The following is an 18,481-nucleotide window of genomic DNA, read 5'->3' as shown; positions in this document are numbered from 1 at the left end:
GTGAATCAATCACTCCTTTTTAATATCAATCAGTCTAAACAAACTAGATGTTAACTATCTTTGAGCTCCGAGAAGCTAACGTCGCATCGTTACGGTAAGGCACAACATAAGAATTGCCCTCCTCTGGGTGAACGATTTGATAGTACTGAGGCAAGTTAAAGTTAATCAATTTAGATGACATCTTCGACTCATCTTTTACCGATGTGTAGAAGGTATTCACACTTGCGATCATCTCATCTTTTTCACCACTGTACTGGTGATAAGCTTCAACCTGATTCGACTCGTCTAATACGTAAATATTGAAACCTTTATCAGTATCTTCAAAGAAGAACTGAATTAAGCCTTCACTCGCAAAACCATCCACCACTTCTGGCAGTTGATACTCTTGCTCTTTATCCAGCATCAGCAGAGGTGAACCCTTGAGCTTATTGGTAGAGATACTACGGTAGAAATCAACCGAGTTTTCTAGCATCTGTACCGATACACCGCGGCGCTCAAAGAACAGACCAAACATCTTGTTAGCAAGACGAATAGCCTTAAAGCGGCGACGTTTCTCTGGCTCAATTGGTTTTAGCCTTAACTCGATACACTCAGCAAGCAGTTGATACACCATGTTACGCATCACACCACGCAGGTTTTTGCTGTAACAGAACACATCGACTGACTCTGGCGGTAACGCATCTTGGTGCATCTTGCCTAACACCGTCTTCAATGCATCAAGCATCGCCGTATCACCTTGAAAGTGAAGAGTACGTACTTCATGCCAAGAGTTACGGTAAACCAAATCAACACTACCGACTAAGCTCTTACCTTCTTCACCAAAACTGAAGATATCCGCATTTTTGAGATCCACTTTTAATTCTCGACCACTTAATTCAGAAGTCGGGTCATTTTCAAAGTTGATGAACATCGCCAGCTGGCTAATCTCACATGGACTCGCCAGTGCCTGCATACTCGGACGGCGCTTACGCAACGAGAAGGTATTACGCAGGTCACTCACCATTTGATAGAACTTATCGATATCAATATGGGCATCACGAACCACAGAGTGAAGACGTGTCGACTCAGTGATCAAGCCGTTAAAGAACGACCAAGCCACTAACTTACTTAAGTACTCATGGTGCTCCAGTGATGGTTGACCAAGAATACGATGTGCAATCAGCGGCTGCTTATACAAGTACCAACCCGCTTTATTCGATTGACCTTGGCGAACCTCAATAAAGCTCAAGTCTGGTTCGTGAAGATCCGGAGAAATTTGCGGATTCAGTAGCGTCACTTTACCTGGCAACACCTCAAACGCCGCATACAGCTTACGCGCTAAGATACTGATATCTTGTGGGCTGATTGCCGAAGTAATGTCATTACGACGTGCAAACTGAATCAGATTACGATAGCTCAGCATCAAAGCATCAAGCAGCGCATGGTGCACGACTTTGACTTGCTCGACTTTCCAGTTACGACGGTTGTCGAGTTCAGCAATAGTATCCTGTCCCCAGTTCCAAGATTGAGTCATCTCAGTGAGCGCTTCACGACGCCATGCGACAGAGCCAATGCCCGCCTCACGTGACAACTTCTCGTGGGTCTTCAGATAAAAACAGCGTCTTACCAAGTCCAATCGAGTGTGGTCGTTGATACGTTCTAGGTAGCGAGTCACCTTCTCTAGCATCAGATAATAGCTATCCATGCCGTACAGATCAGGCTCATCCGCGAAGAAGCGGCGCTTGGTATCGATACTCAAGAGCTGAGTGTTTGGGTATTCCCATGAATAAGCTTCTAGCAAGATCGCCTTTAACACCGATTTATACGGTGAGTCGATACTCTTATAGAGCTGCCACAGGTTAGAACCAAAGTACTCTTCAGCAGGGATACGATTCAGCTTGCCGAAATCAATCCATTGCGAACAATCAAGGTAGCCATCTCGACACAAGCCCTGAACATATTCGTCATAGCACTCTTCCATTTCTGGTGGAATGATTTGCCACAACAGGCGTTGGCCAGCTAAACGAACGGCAGAACGGTAGAACTCATCAAGTAACAGCAAGTGCTGAGAGGAGCCACAGTTATCACCGGTCATCTCTTCAGAGTGGTTTGAACGGAAGCGCTCTTCATCCATTAAGAAGAAGTTAGCTTCAACGCCCAAGGTTTCAGCCCAGTCAGTAATCAACAAACACTTGTTGGTGAGACTATCGCGCGCAGGGCCATCCATATCCGGAGACACACACACCCAGATATCAAGGTCACTAGAAGTGCTTTGACCAATAGAAGAGGTACTGCCCATGGTGTACAAACCAAGAATTGCTGGCTCCGCAGACTCGGTTAGCTTGCCACCTAAGGTAAGTTCAGTATCAGAGACAAATTGCTTTTGGAATTCATTAGGCGTGAAGCTACGAATTCCAAAAGGAACTTGTTGGTCGTAATAACCAGGCATCATTGGATGATTGAAATGAAGCAGTGCAGGAATAAGGTTAAAAACTCGTTGGCCTTGCACATTCATCAACGCCAACGCACGATCAATGCGCTGTTGATTAAGATTGTCTAATCGTTGAATCAATGTTTGAGTGTAAGCCTGCAAGGTAAGTCCTTGGTTTGAGATTAAATGCACTTCTGTTTAGTTACTGAACGAATGCAGCAACAAAACGTGATCAATTTAACACTTTTACCCCTAATGGTAAAGCAAAGGAAGCCGCCAGACTGGCCAATTCCTTAATGACAAAAAGTTAAACTCACGGCGCCGTAGTGTCCTCTTTATTGACTATTTCTAATAATAGCCCATGTTTCAAATGAGATACCAATCACACTATTTTGGTGAACTTATGAAAATCTCTCAGCTATCAAAGCATGGAATGATCAAACAGTAAGAATTTTCGCCTCACAATGGTAGGATTAGGCTATTACAGAACCTATATCGGAAACACCATGACAAATTCAGCACCAATCCGTATCGCAACCAGAAAAAGCCCTCTTGCCCTTTGGCAGGCATACTTTGTAAGGGATGCTCTTCAAGCTGCTCACCATGGTTTAGAGGTTGAGTTGGTAACTATGGTGACCAAAGGTGACATCATCCTAGACACTCCGCTTGCTAAAGTGGGTGGTAAAGGTCTGTTCGTAAAAGAACTTGAAGTGGCAATGCTAGAAGGTCGTGCTGACCTTGCGGTTCACTCAATGAAAGATGTGCCTGTCGACTTCCCTGAAGGTCTAGGTCTAGTGACGATTTGTGAACGTGAAGATCCTCGTGACGCATTCGTATCAAACACATACAACAACATTGATGAACTGCCACAAGGTGCTGTCGTAGGTACATGTAGCCTGCGTCGTCAATGTCAGTTACTGGAATACCGTCCTGATTTGATCATCAAAGAACTGCGCGGCAACGTGGGCACTCGTCTAGGTAAACTCGATGACGGTCAATACGATGCAATCGTTCTAGCGGCAGCTGGCCTTAAGCGTCTAAAACTAGAAGAGCGTATCCGTAGCTTTATCGAACCAGAACAATCTCTACCAGCTGTAGGCCAAGGCGCTGTAGGTATCGAGTGTCGTCTTGATGATGAACGCCTAATTAAGCTTCTTGAGCCTCTAAACGACAAAGATACTGCTGACCGTGTTCTGTGCGAACGTGCAATGAACCTAACACTAGAAGGCGGTTGTCAGGTGCCTATCGGTAGTTACTCTCTACTAGACGGCGACAACATCTGGCTACGTGCATTGGTTGGTGAGCCAGACGGTTCTAAAATGATTCGTGGTGAGATCTCTGGTCCTCGTGAAGAAGCAGAAACGCTGGGTGTGACTCTGGCAAATCAACTGTTAGACGATGGCGCAAGAGAAATCCTAACCAAGCTATACGCAGACCAAGAATAATCATGACAGTGTTGGTAACTCGTCCCGGTGTAGAGGGACAATCGCTTTGCCAACAACTAGCGGATGAAGGGATTCAAGCAATCCATCATCCGCTTATCCGCATCATTGATAATCCAGATTCGGCGAACTTAAGCGTCCAACTTAACAACAGCGATATCATCATCGCTATCAGTCATCATGCCGTGACCGCGGCTCAAAATATCCTTTCTAAAACTTCGTGCGTTTGGCCTACTTCGCCGCTTTATCTTGGCGTTGGTCAAAAAACTGCGCACGTTTTAAGCAAAGTCTGTAAACAAAAAGTAAACTATCCTCAAGTTAGTGATAGTGAACATCTTCTTCAACTTGCTGAACTTAGTGACGTAAAAAATAAATCCATTTTGATACTACGTGGGAATGGTGGGCGAGAGCTCATTCGGGATTCTTTGCTCAACCTAGGTGCACAAGTCTCTTATTGTGAGACCTACCGTAGAGAATATATTCCTATAAACGATCACAATACCTATCAAACATGGATAAACAAAAAAACGTCCAAAGTAGTCGTCACTAGTCAGGAGCAATTGGAGTATCTGTGCTCCGTTACCCCTGATGAGTATTCTGCTTGGCTTTCAACGAGACATTTGTTTGTTCCAAGCAAGCGCATAGCACAACGAGCACAACAGCTCGGTTTCTCTAACGTTACGAATACTCAAAGTGCTGCGAACCAAATATTACTGGCTGCTCTCCAGCCCTAGCTAGAAACAGGAAATAAGCATGACAAGCAAAAAAAATAATGAGCATATTGAACCTGAACAGAACCAAGATACTCAGCCAGTAGCGACCAAAGACGAAACCGCTGAATCAAAAGAAACAGAACCAAAGCTTGATGCCCCGGCATCGAATAAGACTCACAATGAACAGCTTCAAGCCGATCACAAAGAACAAATAGAAAAAGCAGAAAAACAAGGCAAGCGCGGTGTGAAATTTGGCGCTATCGCTATCGCAATTTCTATTATTTTCAGCGGCGGTATTGCCTTCCAAATGCAGCAAAAAAGTGCTGAATATTCAGATCAAATCGCAGCACTTCAAGCCCAGCTACAAAATACCCAATCTGCTCTAAATAAAGACCTGCAAGCTATCAAGCAAGAGACTATCCAAGAAGCGTCACATGCGGTAGAGAAAACTCAGGTTGTACAATCTCAACAACAAAAGAGCATTCAAAGTCTGCAACTAGCGGTAGCCGATGTGAAAGGTCGTCGTCCAAATGACTGGCTGCTTGCGGAAGCTGATTACCTAGTAAAACTAGCTGGTCGTAAACTATTCCTTGAGCATGATGCGGTTAGCGCAACCAAACTAATGGAAAGTGCCGATCAGCGTATCGCTGCACTTAACGATCCAAGCCTAGTATCATTGCGTCAGTCTATGACTAATGACATCACTAAGCTTCGTACTATCCCTCTGATCGACCGCGATGGCTTAGTCCTACGTATCACGAGCCTTCAGCAACAAGTCGATAAGCTACCTCTGGCGAATGCGATTCTTCCTGAGGCTGAAGTCGTCGAGAAAAAAGCCGTATCTCAAGACATCAATGATTGGCAAAGTAACCTGATGACGTCGATGAAAGACTTCTCAGAAAACTTCATCACTTTTCGTAGCCGAGATGGCGAGGTTATCCCTCTACTATCCCCAGAACAGCACTTCTACCTGCGTGAAAACATCAAAGGTAAACTGGAAACCGCAATTCGCGCAGTCTACAAAGAGCAAGGTGAAGTTTATAGCGCAGCTCTAAAGACAGCTAACGAGTGGTCTAAGTCGTACCTAAACCAAGATGACAATTCAGTTATCGAGTTTGAGAAGGCTATCAAACAGCTAAGTGAGCAAAACATCACTGTTAAATACCCAGTGAAACTTGAGTCTCAGAACCAATTGTCTGATGTGATTCGTGAACGTCTACGCCGTGAGGTGACGGTAATGACCTCGGAGGAGAAATAATGATTCGTTTAATCTTTCTTTTCCTCATTCTGGGTGCAGGTCTATTTGTCGGCACGCAGTTTTCAGGTCAACAAGGTTATGTACTGATCTCAATTGCCAATAAGACAATTGAGATGAGTGTAACCACACTGGCAATCTTTGTGATTGCACTTTTAGCAGCACTATTCGGCCTAGAATACCTATTTAAAAAGCTGATTTACGCAAGTTCAACAACTTGGAATTGGTTCAGTGTTCGTAAACTCAAGCGCTCTCGTCGCTACACCAATGAAGGCATCATCAAGCTTCTTGAAGGTGATTGGAAAGGTGCAGAGAAGAAAGTGACACGTTGGGCTAACCACCACGACATGCCTCTGCTTTGTTACCTAGTGGCTTCTCAAGCAGCGCATGAGCAAGGCAACACTGCTGAACGCGATAAATACATCGAACTGGCTAGCCAACAAGATGATTCGCTGCTGGCAGTAGAGCTAACAAAAGCGAAACAGCAAATCAGTGAATCAAACTATGAAGCTGCTTTCGATACGCTTTCTAGCTTAAAAGGCTCACATCCAAACAACACTGCGGTTCTGGGCTTGCTAAAAGCGACCTACATGCAACTTAAGTTATGGCAACCATTGCTGGAACTAACGCCTAAGCTCGCTAAAAACAAGCTTCTAACAGCAGAAGAACAGAGTGAATTAGAGCAGAAAGCACAATGTGGTTTGCTTCACGATGTAGCACAACAGCAAGGCAGCGAAGGCTTAATCAGTCACTGGAACAAGCTTCCAAGAAAACAAAAGCAAAGCTCACACCTTGTCTCTTGTTTCGTAAAACAACTGATCGCCCGTAAAGCCGATGCAGAAGCTTTCACAGTTATCAAAGAGAACATTGCTAAAACAGGTTCAAACGAGCTCTACATGCTACTTCCAGAGCTGAATCTTGCTGATCACCATCCAGTGGTTGTTATGCTAGAGCGAGCTATCAGCAAAGATAGCAATAATGCAGAAGCACACAGTGCATTAGCTCAGTTCTACTTAAGAGAACAGAAGTGGGCAGAAGCACAAAACCACTTCGAGAAGGCCCTAGCACTTCGCTCAAATGTGTCAGATTACGGATACCTATCAGATGCACTAGAGAAGCAGAACTTAACCAAAGCAGCCCACGAGGTTTCTCGTAAGGCACTCGCTTTAGTTCAACCAGCTTAAATTACGCTGCATAAATAAGAAGCCGATGCCTAGCATCGGCTTTTTTGTATCTACAAATCCCCTCTCAGTAAGCCCTACTTGCAACAACCTCTCATCACAGAGCGAAGTCATCGAGACCAATCACGTAACCAAAATCAAAGAGCGTTAAGAAATAGCACTTAAAGCGGGTCCCCAATAGCGCTTGGTAAAGCTTTAGTGCCAATTCTAACCAGTTAACCAAGCTCAGAAGCAAGACCTTTAGAGATGATTAGAGGGAGTAAGTTTCCACAATAGACTACCAGCCACACCTCCCATTTTGGGAGAGATCGAATAGCGTCCAACTCAGAGCTATCTGTTACCAGAAACTACAAACCCAAAGCCTTCTAATCAAGATAGATTCAGGCATCATTGAGGAAAAGAACCTTACAAAACTCATTACCAGGACGATAAGATTCTAGTCGTAAGGATTAGGCTTAGGTTCAATTGTGTAATGAACAAGGAAGTGGGCTGAGCCTTTGCCGAACGCTTTCGTATGAAGCACTAGACACTATGTTCAGGTACAGGAAAGACGCACTATTTCTAACGAAGCTTCTGAATCAAAGCATTAACTGCTGAGGTTGTATGCGAGCGGAGACAGTTAGACAAAGAGTAAATGACCGGAACCTAGAAACCACGAAAGCCTAGTCGTCAGACTAGGCTTTCTAAAAGATGTGATGTAGTTCAGTTATTATTCTACCTATTCACCAATCAATTACTGAATATAGCCTGATACAACATACATTTTTGATAGATGTAAAAAAGCCCTGCTATTTCTAGCAGGGCTTTTCTATATAAGTGGCGGAGTGGACGGGACTCGAACCCGCGACCCCCGGCGTGACAGGCCGGTATTCTAACCAACTGAACTACCACTCCGCAGTGGACTACTTGTCGTCGCTGACAAGTCGTTCATAATTTAAAGCCTGGCGATGTCCTACTCTCACATGGGGAAGCCCCACACTACCATCGGCGCTATTGTGTTTCACTTCTGAGTTCGGCATGGAATCAGGTGGGTCCACAATGCTATGGTCGCCAAGCAAATTTTAAAATTCGGAAAGCTGTTTCTGTTCTCTCAAACTCATTCAAGCGTTTGTATCTTATGAGTCCATCAAAACCCCTTGGGTGTTGTATGGTTAAGCCTCACGGGCAATTAGTACAGGTTAGCTCAACGCCTCACAGCGCTTACACACCCTGCCTATCAACGTTCTAGTCTTGAACAACCCTTTAGGACGCTTAAAGCGTCAGGGAAAACTCATCTCAGGGCTCGCTTCCCGCTTAGATGCTTTCAGCGGTTATCGATTCCGAACTTAGCTACCGGGCAATGCCATTGGCATGACAACCCGAACACCAGAGGTTCGTCCACTCCGGTCCTCTCGTACTAGGAGCAGCCCCCTTCAATTTTCCAACGCCCACGGCAGATAGGGACCGAACTGTCTCACGACGTTCTAAACCCAGCTCGCGTACCACTTTAAATGGCGAACAGCCATACCCTTGGGACCGACTTCAGCCCCAGGATGTGATGAGCCGACATCGAGGTGCCAAACACCGCCGTCGATATGAACTCTTGGGCGGTATCAGCCTGTTATCCCCGGAGTACCTTTTATCCGTTGAGCGATGGCCCTTCCATTCAGAACCACCGGATCACTATGACCTGCTTTCGCACCTGCTCGAATTGTCATTCTCGCAGTCAAGCGGGCTTATGCCATTGCACTAACCTCACGATGTCCAACCGTGATTAGCCCACCTTCGTGCTCCTCCGTTACTCTTTGGGAGGAGACCGCCCCAGTCAAACTACCCACCAGGCACTGTCCGTAACCCCGATTCAGGGGCCAACGTTAGAACATCAACACTACAAGGGTGGTATTTCAAGGACGACTCCACCACATCTGGCGACGCGGTTTCAAAGTCTCCCACCTATCCTACACATGTAGGGTCAATGTTCAGTGCCAAGCTGTAGTAAAGGTTCACGGGGTCTTTCCGTCTAGCCGCGGGTACACTGCATCTTCACAGCGATTTCAATTTCACTGAGTCTCGGGTGGAGACAGCGTGGCCATCATTACGCCATTCGTGCAGGTCGGAACTTACCCGACAAGGAATTTCGCTACCTTAGGACCGTTATAGTTACGGCCGCCGTTTACCGGGGCTTCGATCAAGAGCTTCGACCGAAGTCTAACCCCATCAATTAACCTTCCGGCACCGGGCAGGCGTCACACCGTATACGTCATCTTACGATTTTGCACAGTGCTGTGTTTTTAATAAACAGTTGCAGCCACCTGGTATCTGCGACTCTCGTCTGCTCCATCCGCAAGGGACTTCACTGATAAGAGCGTACCTTCTCCCGAAGTTACGGTACCATTTTGCCTAGTTCCTTCACCCGAGTTCTCTCAAGCGCCTTGGTATTCTCTACCCGACCACCTGTGTCGGTTTGGGGTACGATTCCTTACAATCTGAAGCTTAGAGGCTTTTCCTGGAAGCATGGCATCAATGACTTCACTACCGTAGTAGCTCGACATCGTATCTCAGCGTTAAGAAGAACCGGATTTACCTAATTCTTCCGCCTACGTACTTGAACCTGGACAACCGTCGCCAGGCCCACCTAGCCTTCTCCGTCCCCCCATCGCAATTGTAAGAAGTACGGGAATATTAACCCGTTTCCCATCGACTACGCCTTTCGGCCTCGCCTTAGGGGTCGACTTACCCTGCCCCGATTAACGTTGGACAGGAACCCTTGGTCTTCCGGCGAGGGAGTTTTTCACTCCCTTTATCGTTACTCATGTCAGCATTCGCACTTCTGATACCTCCAGCAGCCCTTACAGACCACCTTCAACGGCTTACAGAACGCTCCCCTACCCCACGCACATAAGTGCGTAGCCGCAGCTTCGGTGTATAGCTTAGCCCCGTTACATCTTCCGCGCAGGCCGACTCGACCAGTGAGCTATTACGCTTTCTTTAAATGATGGCTGCTTCTAAGCCAACATCCTGGCTGTCTGAGCCTTCCCACATCGTTTCCCACTTAGCTATACTTTGGGACCTTAGCTGGCGGTCTGGGTTGTTTCCCTCTCCACGACGGACGTTAGCACCCGCCGTGTGTCTCCCGGATAGTACTTACTGGTATTCGGAGTTTGCAAAGGGTTGGTAAGTCGGGATGACCCCCTAGCCTTAACAGTGCTCTACCCCCAGTAGTATTCGTCCGAGGCGCTACCTAAATAGCTTTCGGGGAGAACCAGCTATCTCCAGGTTTGATTGGCCTTTCACCCCTAGCCACAAGTCATCCGCTAATTTTTCAACATTAGTCGGTTCGGTCCTCCAGTTGATGTTACTCAACCTTCAACCTGCCCATGGCTAGATCACCTGGTTTCGGGTCTAATCCTAGCAACTGTACGCCCAGTTAAGACTCGGTTTCCCTACGGCTCCCCTAAACGGTTAACCTTGCTACTAAAATTAAGTCGCTGACCCATTATACAAAAGGTACGCAGTCACACCACGAAGGTGCTCCTACTGCTTGTACGTACACGGTTTCAGGTTCTATTTCACTCCCCTCACAGGGGTTCTTTTCGCCTTTCCCTCACGGTACTGGTTCACTATCGGTCAGTCAGTAGTATTTAGCCTTGGAGGATGGTCCCCCCATATTCAGACAGGATATCACGTGTCCCGCCCTACTCGTTTTCACTGATGATGAGATGTCGACTACGGGGCTATCACCCTTTATTGCGGCACTTTCCAGAGCCTTCGTCTGTCTCATTAAAAGCTTAAGGGCTAATCCAATTTCGCTCGCCGCTACTTTCGGAATCTCGGTTGATTTCTCTTCCTCGGGGTACTTAGATGTTTCAGTTCCCCCGGTTTGCCTCTTGCTGCTATGTATTCACAACAAGATACTTACTTATGTAAGTGGGTTTCCCCATTCGGAAATCCCAGACTCAAATGACTTTTACTGTCTAATCTGGGCTTATCGCAAGTTAATACGTCCTTCATCGCCTCTGACTGCCAAGGCATCCACCGTGTACGCTTAGTCACTTAACCATACAACCCGAAGAGGTCTTTATGTATGGTAAACAACCAAGGTTTTTGGTTGTAATAAGAAGGGTTAATTCTTATTACGTGTTTGCCGGACTCAATTTTGAATACAAGACACTTGAATGTGTTTGTGTTGTGTTTATCTAAAGATAAACATTGAGAACTTTTAATTTGATTTAAATAACTGTGTTATTTAAATCAGTCAGCTTTCCAAATTGTTAAAGAGCTTGATTCAACTTTCTATTTAAAGAAAAGAACCATTTTTAAAGATTCTACTTTCTATTCTAAAGAAATAAGAACACTTAAAGATGGTGGAGCTATGCGGGATCGAACCGCAGACCTCCTGCGTGCAAGGCAGGCGCTCTCCCAGCTGAGCTATAGCCCCATCTAAGTCGATATTGGTGGGTCTGAGTGGACTTGAACCACCGACCTCCCGCTTATCAGGCGAGCGCTCTAACCAGCTGAGCTACAGACCCAATATCGTCTCTTTTACTTTCTAAACCGTATCAATCTGTGTGGACACTTATCGTGAATATCTTCGTATAAGGAGGTGATCCAGCCCCAGGTTCCCCTAGGGCTACCTTGTTACGACTTCACCCCAGTCATGAACCACAAAGTGGTGAGCGTCCTCCCGAAGGTTAAACTACCCACTTCTTTTGCAGCCCACTCCCATGGTGTGACGGGCGGTGTGTACAAGGCCCGGGAACGTATTCACCGTAGCATTCTGATCTACGATTACTAGCGATTCCGACTTCATGGAGTCGAGTTGCAGACTCCAATCCGGACTACGACGCACTTTTTGGGATTCGCTCACTCTCGCAAGTTTGCAGCCCTCTGTATGCGCCATTGTAGCACGTGTGTAGCCCTACTCGTAAGGGCCATGATGACTTGACGTCGTCCCCACCTTCCTCCGGTTTATCACCGGCAGTCTCCCTGGAGTTCCCGACATTACTCGCTGGCAAACAAGGATAAGGGTTGCGCTCGTTGCGGGACTTAACCCAACATTTCACAACACGAGCTGACGACAGCCATGCAGCACCTGTCTCAGAGCTCCCGAAGGCACACCTGCGTCTCCGCTGGCTTCTCTGGATGTCAAGAGTAGGTAAGGTTCTTCGCGTTGCATCGAATTAAACCACATGCTCCACCGCTTGTGCGGGCCCCCGTCAATTCATTTGAGTTTTAATCTTGCGACCGTACTCCCCAGGCGGTCTACTTAACGCGTTAGCTCCGAAAGCCACGGCTCAAGGCCACAACCTCCAAGTAGACATCGTTTACGGCGTGGACTACCAGGGTATCTAATCCTGTTTGCTCCCCACGCTTTCGCATCTGAGTGTCAGTATCTGTCCAGGGGGCCGCCTTCGCCACTGGTATTCCTTCAGATCTCTACGCATTTCACCGCTACACCTGAAATTCTACCCCCCTCTACAGTACTCTAGTTCACCAGTTTCAAATGCAGTTCCGAGGTTGAGCCCCGGGCTTTCACATCTGACTTAATGAACCACCTGCATGCGCTTTACGCCCAGTAATTCCGATTAACGCTCGCACCCTCCGTATTACCGCGGCTGCTGGCACGGAGTTAGCCGGTGCTTCTTCTGTTGCTAACGTCAAGAGATGCCGCTATTAACGACACCCCCTTCCTCACAACTGAAAGTACTTTACAACCCGAAGGCCTTCTTCATACACGCGGCATGGCTGCATCAGGCTTTCGCCCATTGTGCAATATTCCCCACTGCTGCCTCCCGTAGGAGTCTGGACCGTGTCTCAGTTCCAGTGTGGCTGATCATCCTCTCAGACCAGCTAGGGATCGTCGCCTTGGTGAGCCATTACCTCACCAACTAGCTAATCCCACCTAGGCATATCTTGACGCGAGAGGCCCGAAGGTCCCCCTCTTTGGCCCGTAGGCGTTATGCGGTATTAGCCATCGTTTCCAATGGTTATCCCCCACATCAAGGCAATTTCCTAGGCATTACTCACCCGTCCGCCGCTCGACGCCGTTATCGTCCCCCGAAGGTTCAGATAACTCGTTTCCGCTCGACTTGCATGTGTTAGGCCTGCCGCCAGCGTTCAATCTGAGCCATGATCAAACTCTTCAATTTAAGATTTTGGTGACTCAATGAATACTGATTACATTACATAGTAATGTTGAATTGACTGTGCCGAATCTTACGATTCGAATTGGTCACTCAGTTCATTGAAATCAAGTTGAAACCGAAGTTTCATTTTTGATATTCATCAACGAGTGCCCACACAGATTGATAGGTTTAAATTGTTAAAGAGCTTTGCTATCAACGCTTTAGCGTCGAAGCGGATGCGTATAATACGCGATTGACTGTTGAAGTCAACATAAAACTCTAAGTTTATTTAGAACTTTATGGTGACTTGCTTAGATTCTAAGCAAAGTCGAAATTAAAGCCTGGCGATGTCCTACTCTCACATGGGGAAGCCCCACACTACCATCGGCGCTATTGTGTTTCACTTCTGAGTTCGGCATGGAATCAGGTGGGTCCACAATGCTATGGTCGCCAAGCAAATTTTAAAATTCGGAAAGCTGTTTCTGTTCTCTCAAACTCATTCAAGCGTTTGTATCATATGAGTCCATCAAAACCCCTTGGGTGTTGTATGGTTAAGCCTCACGGGCAATTAGTACAGGTTAGCTCAACGCCTCACAGCGCTTACACACCCTGCCTATCAACGTTCTAGTCTTGAACAACCCTTTAGGACACTTAAAGTGTCAGGGAAAACTCATCTCAGGGCTCGCTTCCCGCTTAGATGCTTTCAGCGGTTATCGATTCCGAACTTAGCTACCGGGCAATGCCATTGGCATGACAACCCGAACACCAGAGGTTCGTCCACTCCGGTCCTCTCGTACTAGGAGCAGCCCCCTTCAATTTTCCAACGCCCACGGCAGATAGGGACCGAACTGTCTCACGACGTTCTAAACCCAGCTCGCGTACCACTTTAAATGGCGAACAGCCATACCCTTGGGACCGACTTCAGCCCCAGGATGTGATGAGCCGACATCGAGGTGCCAAACACCGCCGTCGATATGAACTCTTGGGCGGTATCAGCCTGTTATCCCCGGAGTACCTTTTATCCGTTGAGCGATGGCCCTTCCATTCAGAACCACCGGATCACTATGACCTGCTTTCGCACCTGCTCGAATTGTCATTCTCGCAGTCAAGCGGGCTTATGCCATTGCACTAACCTCACGATGTCCAACCGTGATTAGCCCACCTTCGTGCTCCTCCGTTACTCTTTGGGAGGAGACCGCCCCAGTCAAACTACCCACCAGGCACTGTCCGTAACCCCGATTCAGGGGCCAACGTTAGAACATCAACACTACAAGGGTGGTATTTCAAGGACGACTCCACCACATCTGGCGACGCGGTTTCAAAGTCTCCCACCTATCCTACACATGTAGGGTCAATGTTCAGTGCCAAGCTGTAGTAAAGGTTCACGGGGTCTTTCCGTCTAGCCGCGGGTACACTGCATCTTCACAGCGATTTCAATTTCACTGAGTCTCGGGTGGAGACAGCGTGGCCATCATTACGCCATTCGTGCAGGTCGGAACTTACCCGACAAGGAATTTCGCTACCTTAGGACCGTTATAGTTACGGCCGCCGTTTACCGGGGCTTCGATCAAGAGCTTCGACCGAAGTCTAACCCCATCAATTAACCTTCCGGCACCGGGCAGGCGTCACACCGTATACGTCATCTTACGATTTTGCACAGTGCTGTGTTTTTAATAAACAGTTGCAGCCACCTGGTATCTGCGACTCTCGTCTGCTCCATCCGCAAGGGACTTCACTGATAAGAGCGTACCTTCTCCCGAAGTTACGGTACCATTTTGCCTAGTTCCTTCACCCGAGTTCTCTCAAGCGCCTTGGTATTCTCTACCCGACCACCTGTGTCGGTTTGGGGTACGATTCCTTACAATCTGAAGCTTAGAGGCTTTTCCTGGAAGCATGGCATCAATGACTTCACTACCGTAGTAGCTCGACATCGTATCTCAGCGTTAAGAAGAACCGGATTTACCTAATTCTTCCGCCTACGTACTTGAACCTGGACAACCGTCGCCAGGCCCACCTAGCCTTCTCCGTCCCCCCATCGCAATTGTAAGAAGTACGGGAATATTAACCCGTTTCCCATCGACTACGCCTTTCGGCCTCGCCTTAGGGGTCGACTTACCCTGCCCCGATTAACGTTGGACAGGAACCCTTGGTCTTCCGGCGAGGGAGTTTTTCACTCCCTTTATCGTTACTCATGTCAGCATTCGCACTTCTGATACCTCCAGCAGCCCTTACAGACCACCTTCAACGGCTTACAGAACGCTCCCCTACCCCACACACATAAGTGTGTAGCCGCAGCTTCGGTGTATAGCTTAGCCCCGTTACATCTTCCGCGCAGGCCGACTCGACCAGTGAGCTATTACGCTTTCTTTAAATGATGGCTGCTTCTAAGCCAACATCCTGGCTGTCTGAGCCTTCCCACATCGTTTCCCACTTAGCTATACTTTGGGACCTTAGCTGGCGGTCTGGGTTGTTTCCCTCTCCACGACGGACGTTAGCACCCGCCGTGTGTCTCCCGGATAGTACTTACTGGTATTCGGAGTTTGCAAAGGGTTGGTAAGTCGGGATGACCCCCTAGCCTTAACAGTGCTCTACCCCCAGTAGTATTCGTCCGAGGCGCTACCTAAATAGCTTTCGGGGAGAACCAGCTATCTCCAGGTTTGATTGGCCTTTCACCCCTAGCCACAAGTCATCCGCTAATTTTTCAACATTAGTCGGTTCGGTCCTCCAGTTGATGTTACTCAACCTTCAACCTGCCCATGGCTAGATCACCTGGTTTCGGGTCTAATCCTAGCAACTGTACGCCCAGTTAAGACTCGGTTTCCCTACGGCTCCCCTAAACGGTTAACCTTGCTACTAAAATTAAGTCGCTGACCCATTATACAAAAGGTACGCAGTCACACCACGAAGGTGCTCCTACTGCTTGTACGTACACGGTTTCAGGTTCTATTTCACTCCCCTCACAGGGGTTCTTTTCGCCTTTCCCTCACGGTACTGGTTCACTATCGGTCAGTCAGTAGTATTTAGCCTTGGAGGATGGTCCCCCCATATTCAGACAGGATATCACGTGTCCCGCCCTACTCGTTTTCACTGATGATGAGATGTCGACTACGGGGCTATCACCCTTTATTGCGGCACTTTCCAGAGCCTTCGTCTGTCTCATTAAAAGCTTAAGGGCTAATCCAATTTCGCTCGCCGCTACTTTCGGAATCTCGGTTGATTTCTCTTCCTCGGGGTACTTAGATGTTTCAGTTCCCCCGGTTTGCCTCTTGCTGCTATGTATTCACAACAAGATACTTACTTATGTAAGTGGGTTTCCCCATTCGGAAATCCCAGACTCAAATGACTTTTACTGTCTAATCTGGGCTTATCGCAAGTTAATACGTCCTTCATCGCCTCTGACTGCCAAGGCATCCACCGTGTACGCTTAGTCACTTAACCATACAACCCGAAAGGGTCTTATGTATGGCAACTAACCAAGGTTTTTGGTTGTAATAAGAAGGGTTAATTCTTATTACGTGTTTGCCGGACTCAATTTTGAATACAAGACACTTGAATGTGTTTGTGTTGTGTTTATCTAAAAGATAAACATTGAGAACTTTTAATTTGATTAACTCTTAGAGTTAATCAGTCAGCTTTCCAAATTGTTAAAGAGCATAAAGCAAAAAGCTTTAATCAATAACTGGCGTTATTCATTAAAGCTCTGGCTTTAACTAAATCTAAACCATCAATCTGTGTGGACACTTATCGTGAACATCTTCGTATAAGGAGGTGATCCAGCCCCAGGTTCCCCTAGGGCTACCTTGTTACGACTTCACCCCAGTCATGAACCACAAAGTGGTGAGCGTCCTCCCGAAGGTTAAACTACCCACTTCTTTTGCAGCCCACTCCCATGGTGTGACGGGCGGTGTGTACAAGGCCCGGGAACGTATTCACCGTAGCATTCTGATCTACGATTACTAGCGATTCCGACTTCATGGAGTCGAGTTGCAGACTCCAATCCGGACTACGACGCACTTTTTGGGATTCGCTCACTCTCGCAAGTTTGCAGCCCTCTGTATGCGCCATTGTAGCACGTGTGTAGCCCTACTCGTAAGGGCCATGATGACTTGACGTCGTCCCCACCTTCCTCCGGTTTATCACCGGCAGTCTCCCTGGAGTTCCCGACATTACTCGCTGGCAAACAAGGATAAGGGTTGCGCTCGTTGCGGGACTTAACCCAACATTTCACAACACGAGCTGACGACAGCCATGCAGCACCTGTCTCAGAGCTCCCGAAGGCACACCTGCGTCTCCGCTGGCTTCTCTGGATGTCAAGAGTAGGTAAGGTTCTTCGCGTTGCATCGAATTAAACCACATGCTCCACCGCTTGTGCGGGCCCCCGTCAATTCATTTGAGTTTTAATCTTGCGACCGTACTCCCCAGGCGGTCTACTTAACGCGTTAGCTCCGAAAGCCACGGCTCAAGGCCACAACCTCCAAGTAGACATCGTTTACGGCGTGGACTACCAGGGTATCTAATCCTGTTTGCTCCCCACGCTTTCGCATCTGAGTGTCAGTATCTGTCCAGGGGGCCGCCTTCGCCACTGGTATTCCTTCAGATCTCTACGCATTTCACCGCTACACCTGAAATTCTACCCCCCTCTACAGTACTCTAGTTCACCAGTTTCAAATGCAGTTCCGAGGTTGAGCCCCGGGCTTTCACATCTGACTTAATGAACCACCTGCATGCGCTTTACGCCCAGTAATTCCGATTAACGCTCGCACCCTCCGTATTACCGCGGCTGCTGGCACGGAGTTAGCCGGTGCTTCTTCTGTTGCTAACGTCAAGAGATGCCGCTATTAACGACACCCCCTTCCTCACAACTGAAAGTACTTTACAACCCGAAGGCCTTCTTCATACACGCGGCATGGCTGCATCAGGCTTTCGCCCATTGTGCAATATTCCCCACTGCTGCCTCCCGTAGGAGTCTGGACCGTGTCTCAGTTCCAGTGTGGCTGATCATCCTCTCAGACCAGCTAGGGATCGTCGCCTTGGTGAGCCATTACCTCACCAACTAGCTAATCCCACCTAGGCATATCTTGACGCGAGAGGCCCGAAGGTCCCCCTCTTTGGCCCGTAGGCGTTATGCGGTATTAGCCATCGTTTCCAATGGTTATCCCCCACATCAAGGCAATTTCCTAGGCATTACTCACCCGTCCGCCGCTCGACGCCGTTATCGTTCCCCGAAGGTTCAGATAACTCGTTTCCGCTCGACTTGCATGTGTTAGGCCTGCCGCCAGCGTTCAATCTGAGCCATGATCAAACTCTTCAATTTAAGATTTTGTCGACTCAATGAATACTGATTACATTACATAGTAATGTTGAATTGACTGTGCC

General features: G+C 47.7%; 5 protein-coding genes, 3 tRNA genes and 6 rRNA genes. 4 read left to right on the top strand and 10 right to left on the bottom strand.

Going from position 1 to position 18,481, the window contains the following annotated elements; genetic code table 11:
* Positions 1 to 43: 43 nt before the first annotated feature.
* Positions 44 to 2,572, bottom strand: a complete 2,529-nt coding sequence (locus L0991_13880; protein XGB62434.1) for a class I adenylate cyclase — start codon at positions 2,570 to 2,572, stop codon at positions 44 to 46.
* Positions 2,573 to 2,916: 344 nt separating this feature from the next.
* Between L0991_13880 and hemC the strand changes: the two genes are divergently transcribed.
* From hemC to L0991_13860, 4 genes are read left to right on the top strand one after another with little or no spacing between them, the layout of a single operon-like run.
* Complete coding sequence (hemC, locus tag L0991_13875; GenBank protein XGB62433.1) at positions 2,917 to 3,855, top strand: hydroxymethylbilane synthase; 939 nt, start codon at positions 2,917 to 2,919, stop codon at positions 3,853 to 3,855.
* Between the two features lie 2 nt (positions 3,856 to 3,857).
* Positions 3,858 to 4,586: a uroporphyrinogen-III synthase gene (locus L0991_13870; protein XGB62432.1), complete on the top strand. Its 729-nt coding sequence runs from the start codon at positions 3,858 to 3,860 to the stop codon at positions 4,584 to 4,586.
* Between the two features lie 19 nt (positions 4,587 to 4,605).
* Positions 4,606 to 5,823 (top strand): uroporphyrinogen-III C-methyltransferase, encoded by a 1,218-nt coding sequence (locus L0991_13865; protein ID XGB62431.1) that lies wholly within the window; start codon positions 4,606 to 4,608, stop codon positions 5,821 to 5,823.
* Positions 5,823 to 7,004: a heme biosynthesis protein HemY gene (locus tag L0991_13860; protein XGB62430.1), complete on the top strand. Its 1,182-nt coding sequence runs from the start codon at positions 5,823 to 5,825 to the stop codon at positions 7,002 to 7,004. Before L0991_13865 ends, L0991_13860 begins: the two co-directional genes overlap by 1 nt.
* Positions 7,005 to 7,818: 814 nt before the next feature.
* Here L0991_13860 and L0991_13855 read toward each other — a convergent pair.
* From L0991_13855 to L0991_13815, 9 genes are all read right to left on the bottom strand, one after another.
* A tRNA-Asp gene (locus tag L0991_13855) sits at positions 7,819 to 7,895 on the bottom strand.
* Positions 7,896 to 7,940: 45 nt separating this feature from the next.
* Positions 7,941 to 8,056, bottom strand: a 5S ribosomal RNA gene (rrf, locus tag L0991_13850).
* A 92-nt stretch (positions 8,057 to 8,148) separates the two neighbouring features.
* A 23S ribosomal RNA gene (locus L0991_13845) occupies positions 8,149 to 11,039 on the bottom strand.
* A 303-nt stretch (positions 11,040 to 11,342) separates the two neighbouring features.
* Positions 11,343 to 11,418, bottom strand: a tRNA-Ala gene (locus tag L0991_13840).
* A gap of 14 nt (positions 11,419 to 11,432) precedes the next feature.
* Positions 11,433 to 11,509 (bottom strand) — tRNA-Ile (locus tag L0991_13835).
* Between the two features lie 67 nt (positions 11,510 to 11,576).
* Positions 11,577 to 13,129 (bottom strand): 16S ribosomal RNA (locus L0991_13830).
* Between the two features lie 315 nt (positions 13,130 to 13,444).
* Positions 13,445 to 13,560, bottom strand: a 5S ribosomal RNA gene (rrf, locus tag L0991_13825).
* A 92-nt stretch (positions 13,561 to 13,652) separates the two neighbouring features.
* Positions 13,653 to 16,543: ribosomal RNA gene (locus L0991_13820) — 23S ribosomal RNA — on the bottom strand.
* A 323-nt stretch (positions 16,544 to 16,866) separates the two neighbouring features.
* Positions 16,867 to 18,419 (bottom strand): 16S ribosomal RNA (locus L0991_13815).
* Together the 16S, 23S and 5S rRNA genes with 3 tRNA genes alongside form the textbook arrangement of a ribosomal RNA operon.
* Positions 18,420 to 18,481: the final 62 nt, after the last annotated feature.

It is taken from the genome of Vibrio chagasii (genome assembly GCA_041879415.1).
Taxonomy (GTDB): Bacteria; Pseudomonadota; Gammaproteobacteria; order Enterobacterales; family Vibrionaceae; genus Vibrio.
The sequence above is the reverse complement of the archived record's forward strand: the minus strand, read 5'-3'. Positions and strand labels throughout refer to the sequence as shown.

Coding starts and splice junctions, on each gene's coding strand:
- hemC (XGB62433.1), top strand. CDS start 2,917: ATGACAAATTCAGCACCAATCCGTATCGCAACCAGAAAAAGCCCTCTT.
- L0991_13870 (XGB62432.1), top strand. CDS start 3,858: ATGACAGTGTTGGTAACTCGTCCCGGTGTAGAGGGACAATCGCTTTGC.
- L0991_13865 (XGB62431.1), top strand. CDS start 4,606: ATGACAAGCAAAAAAAATAATGAGCATATTGAACCTGAACAGAACCAA.
- L0991_13860 (XGB62430.1), top strand. CDS start 5,823: ATGATTCGTTTAATCTTTCTTTTCCTCATTCTGGGTGCAGGTCTATTT.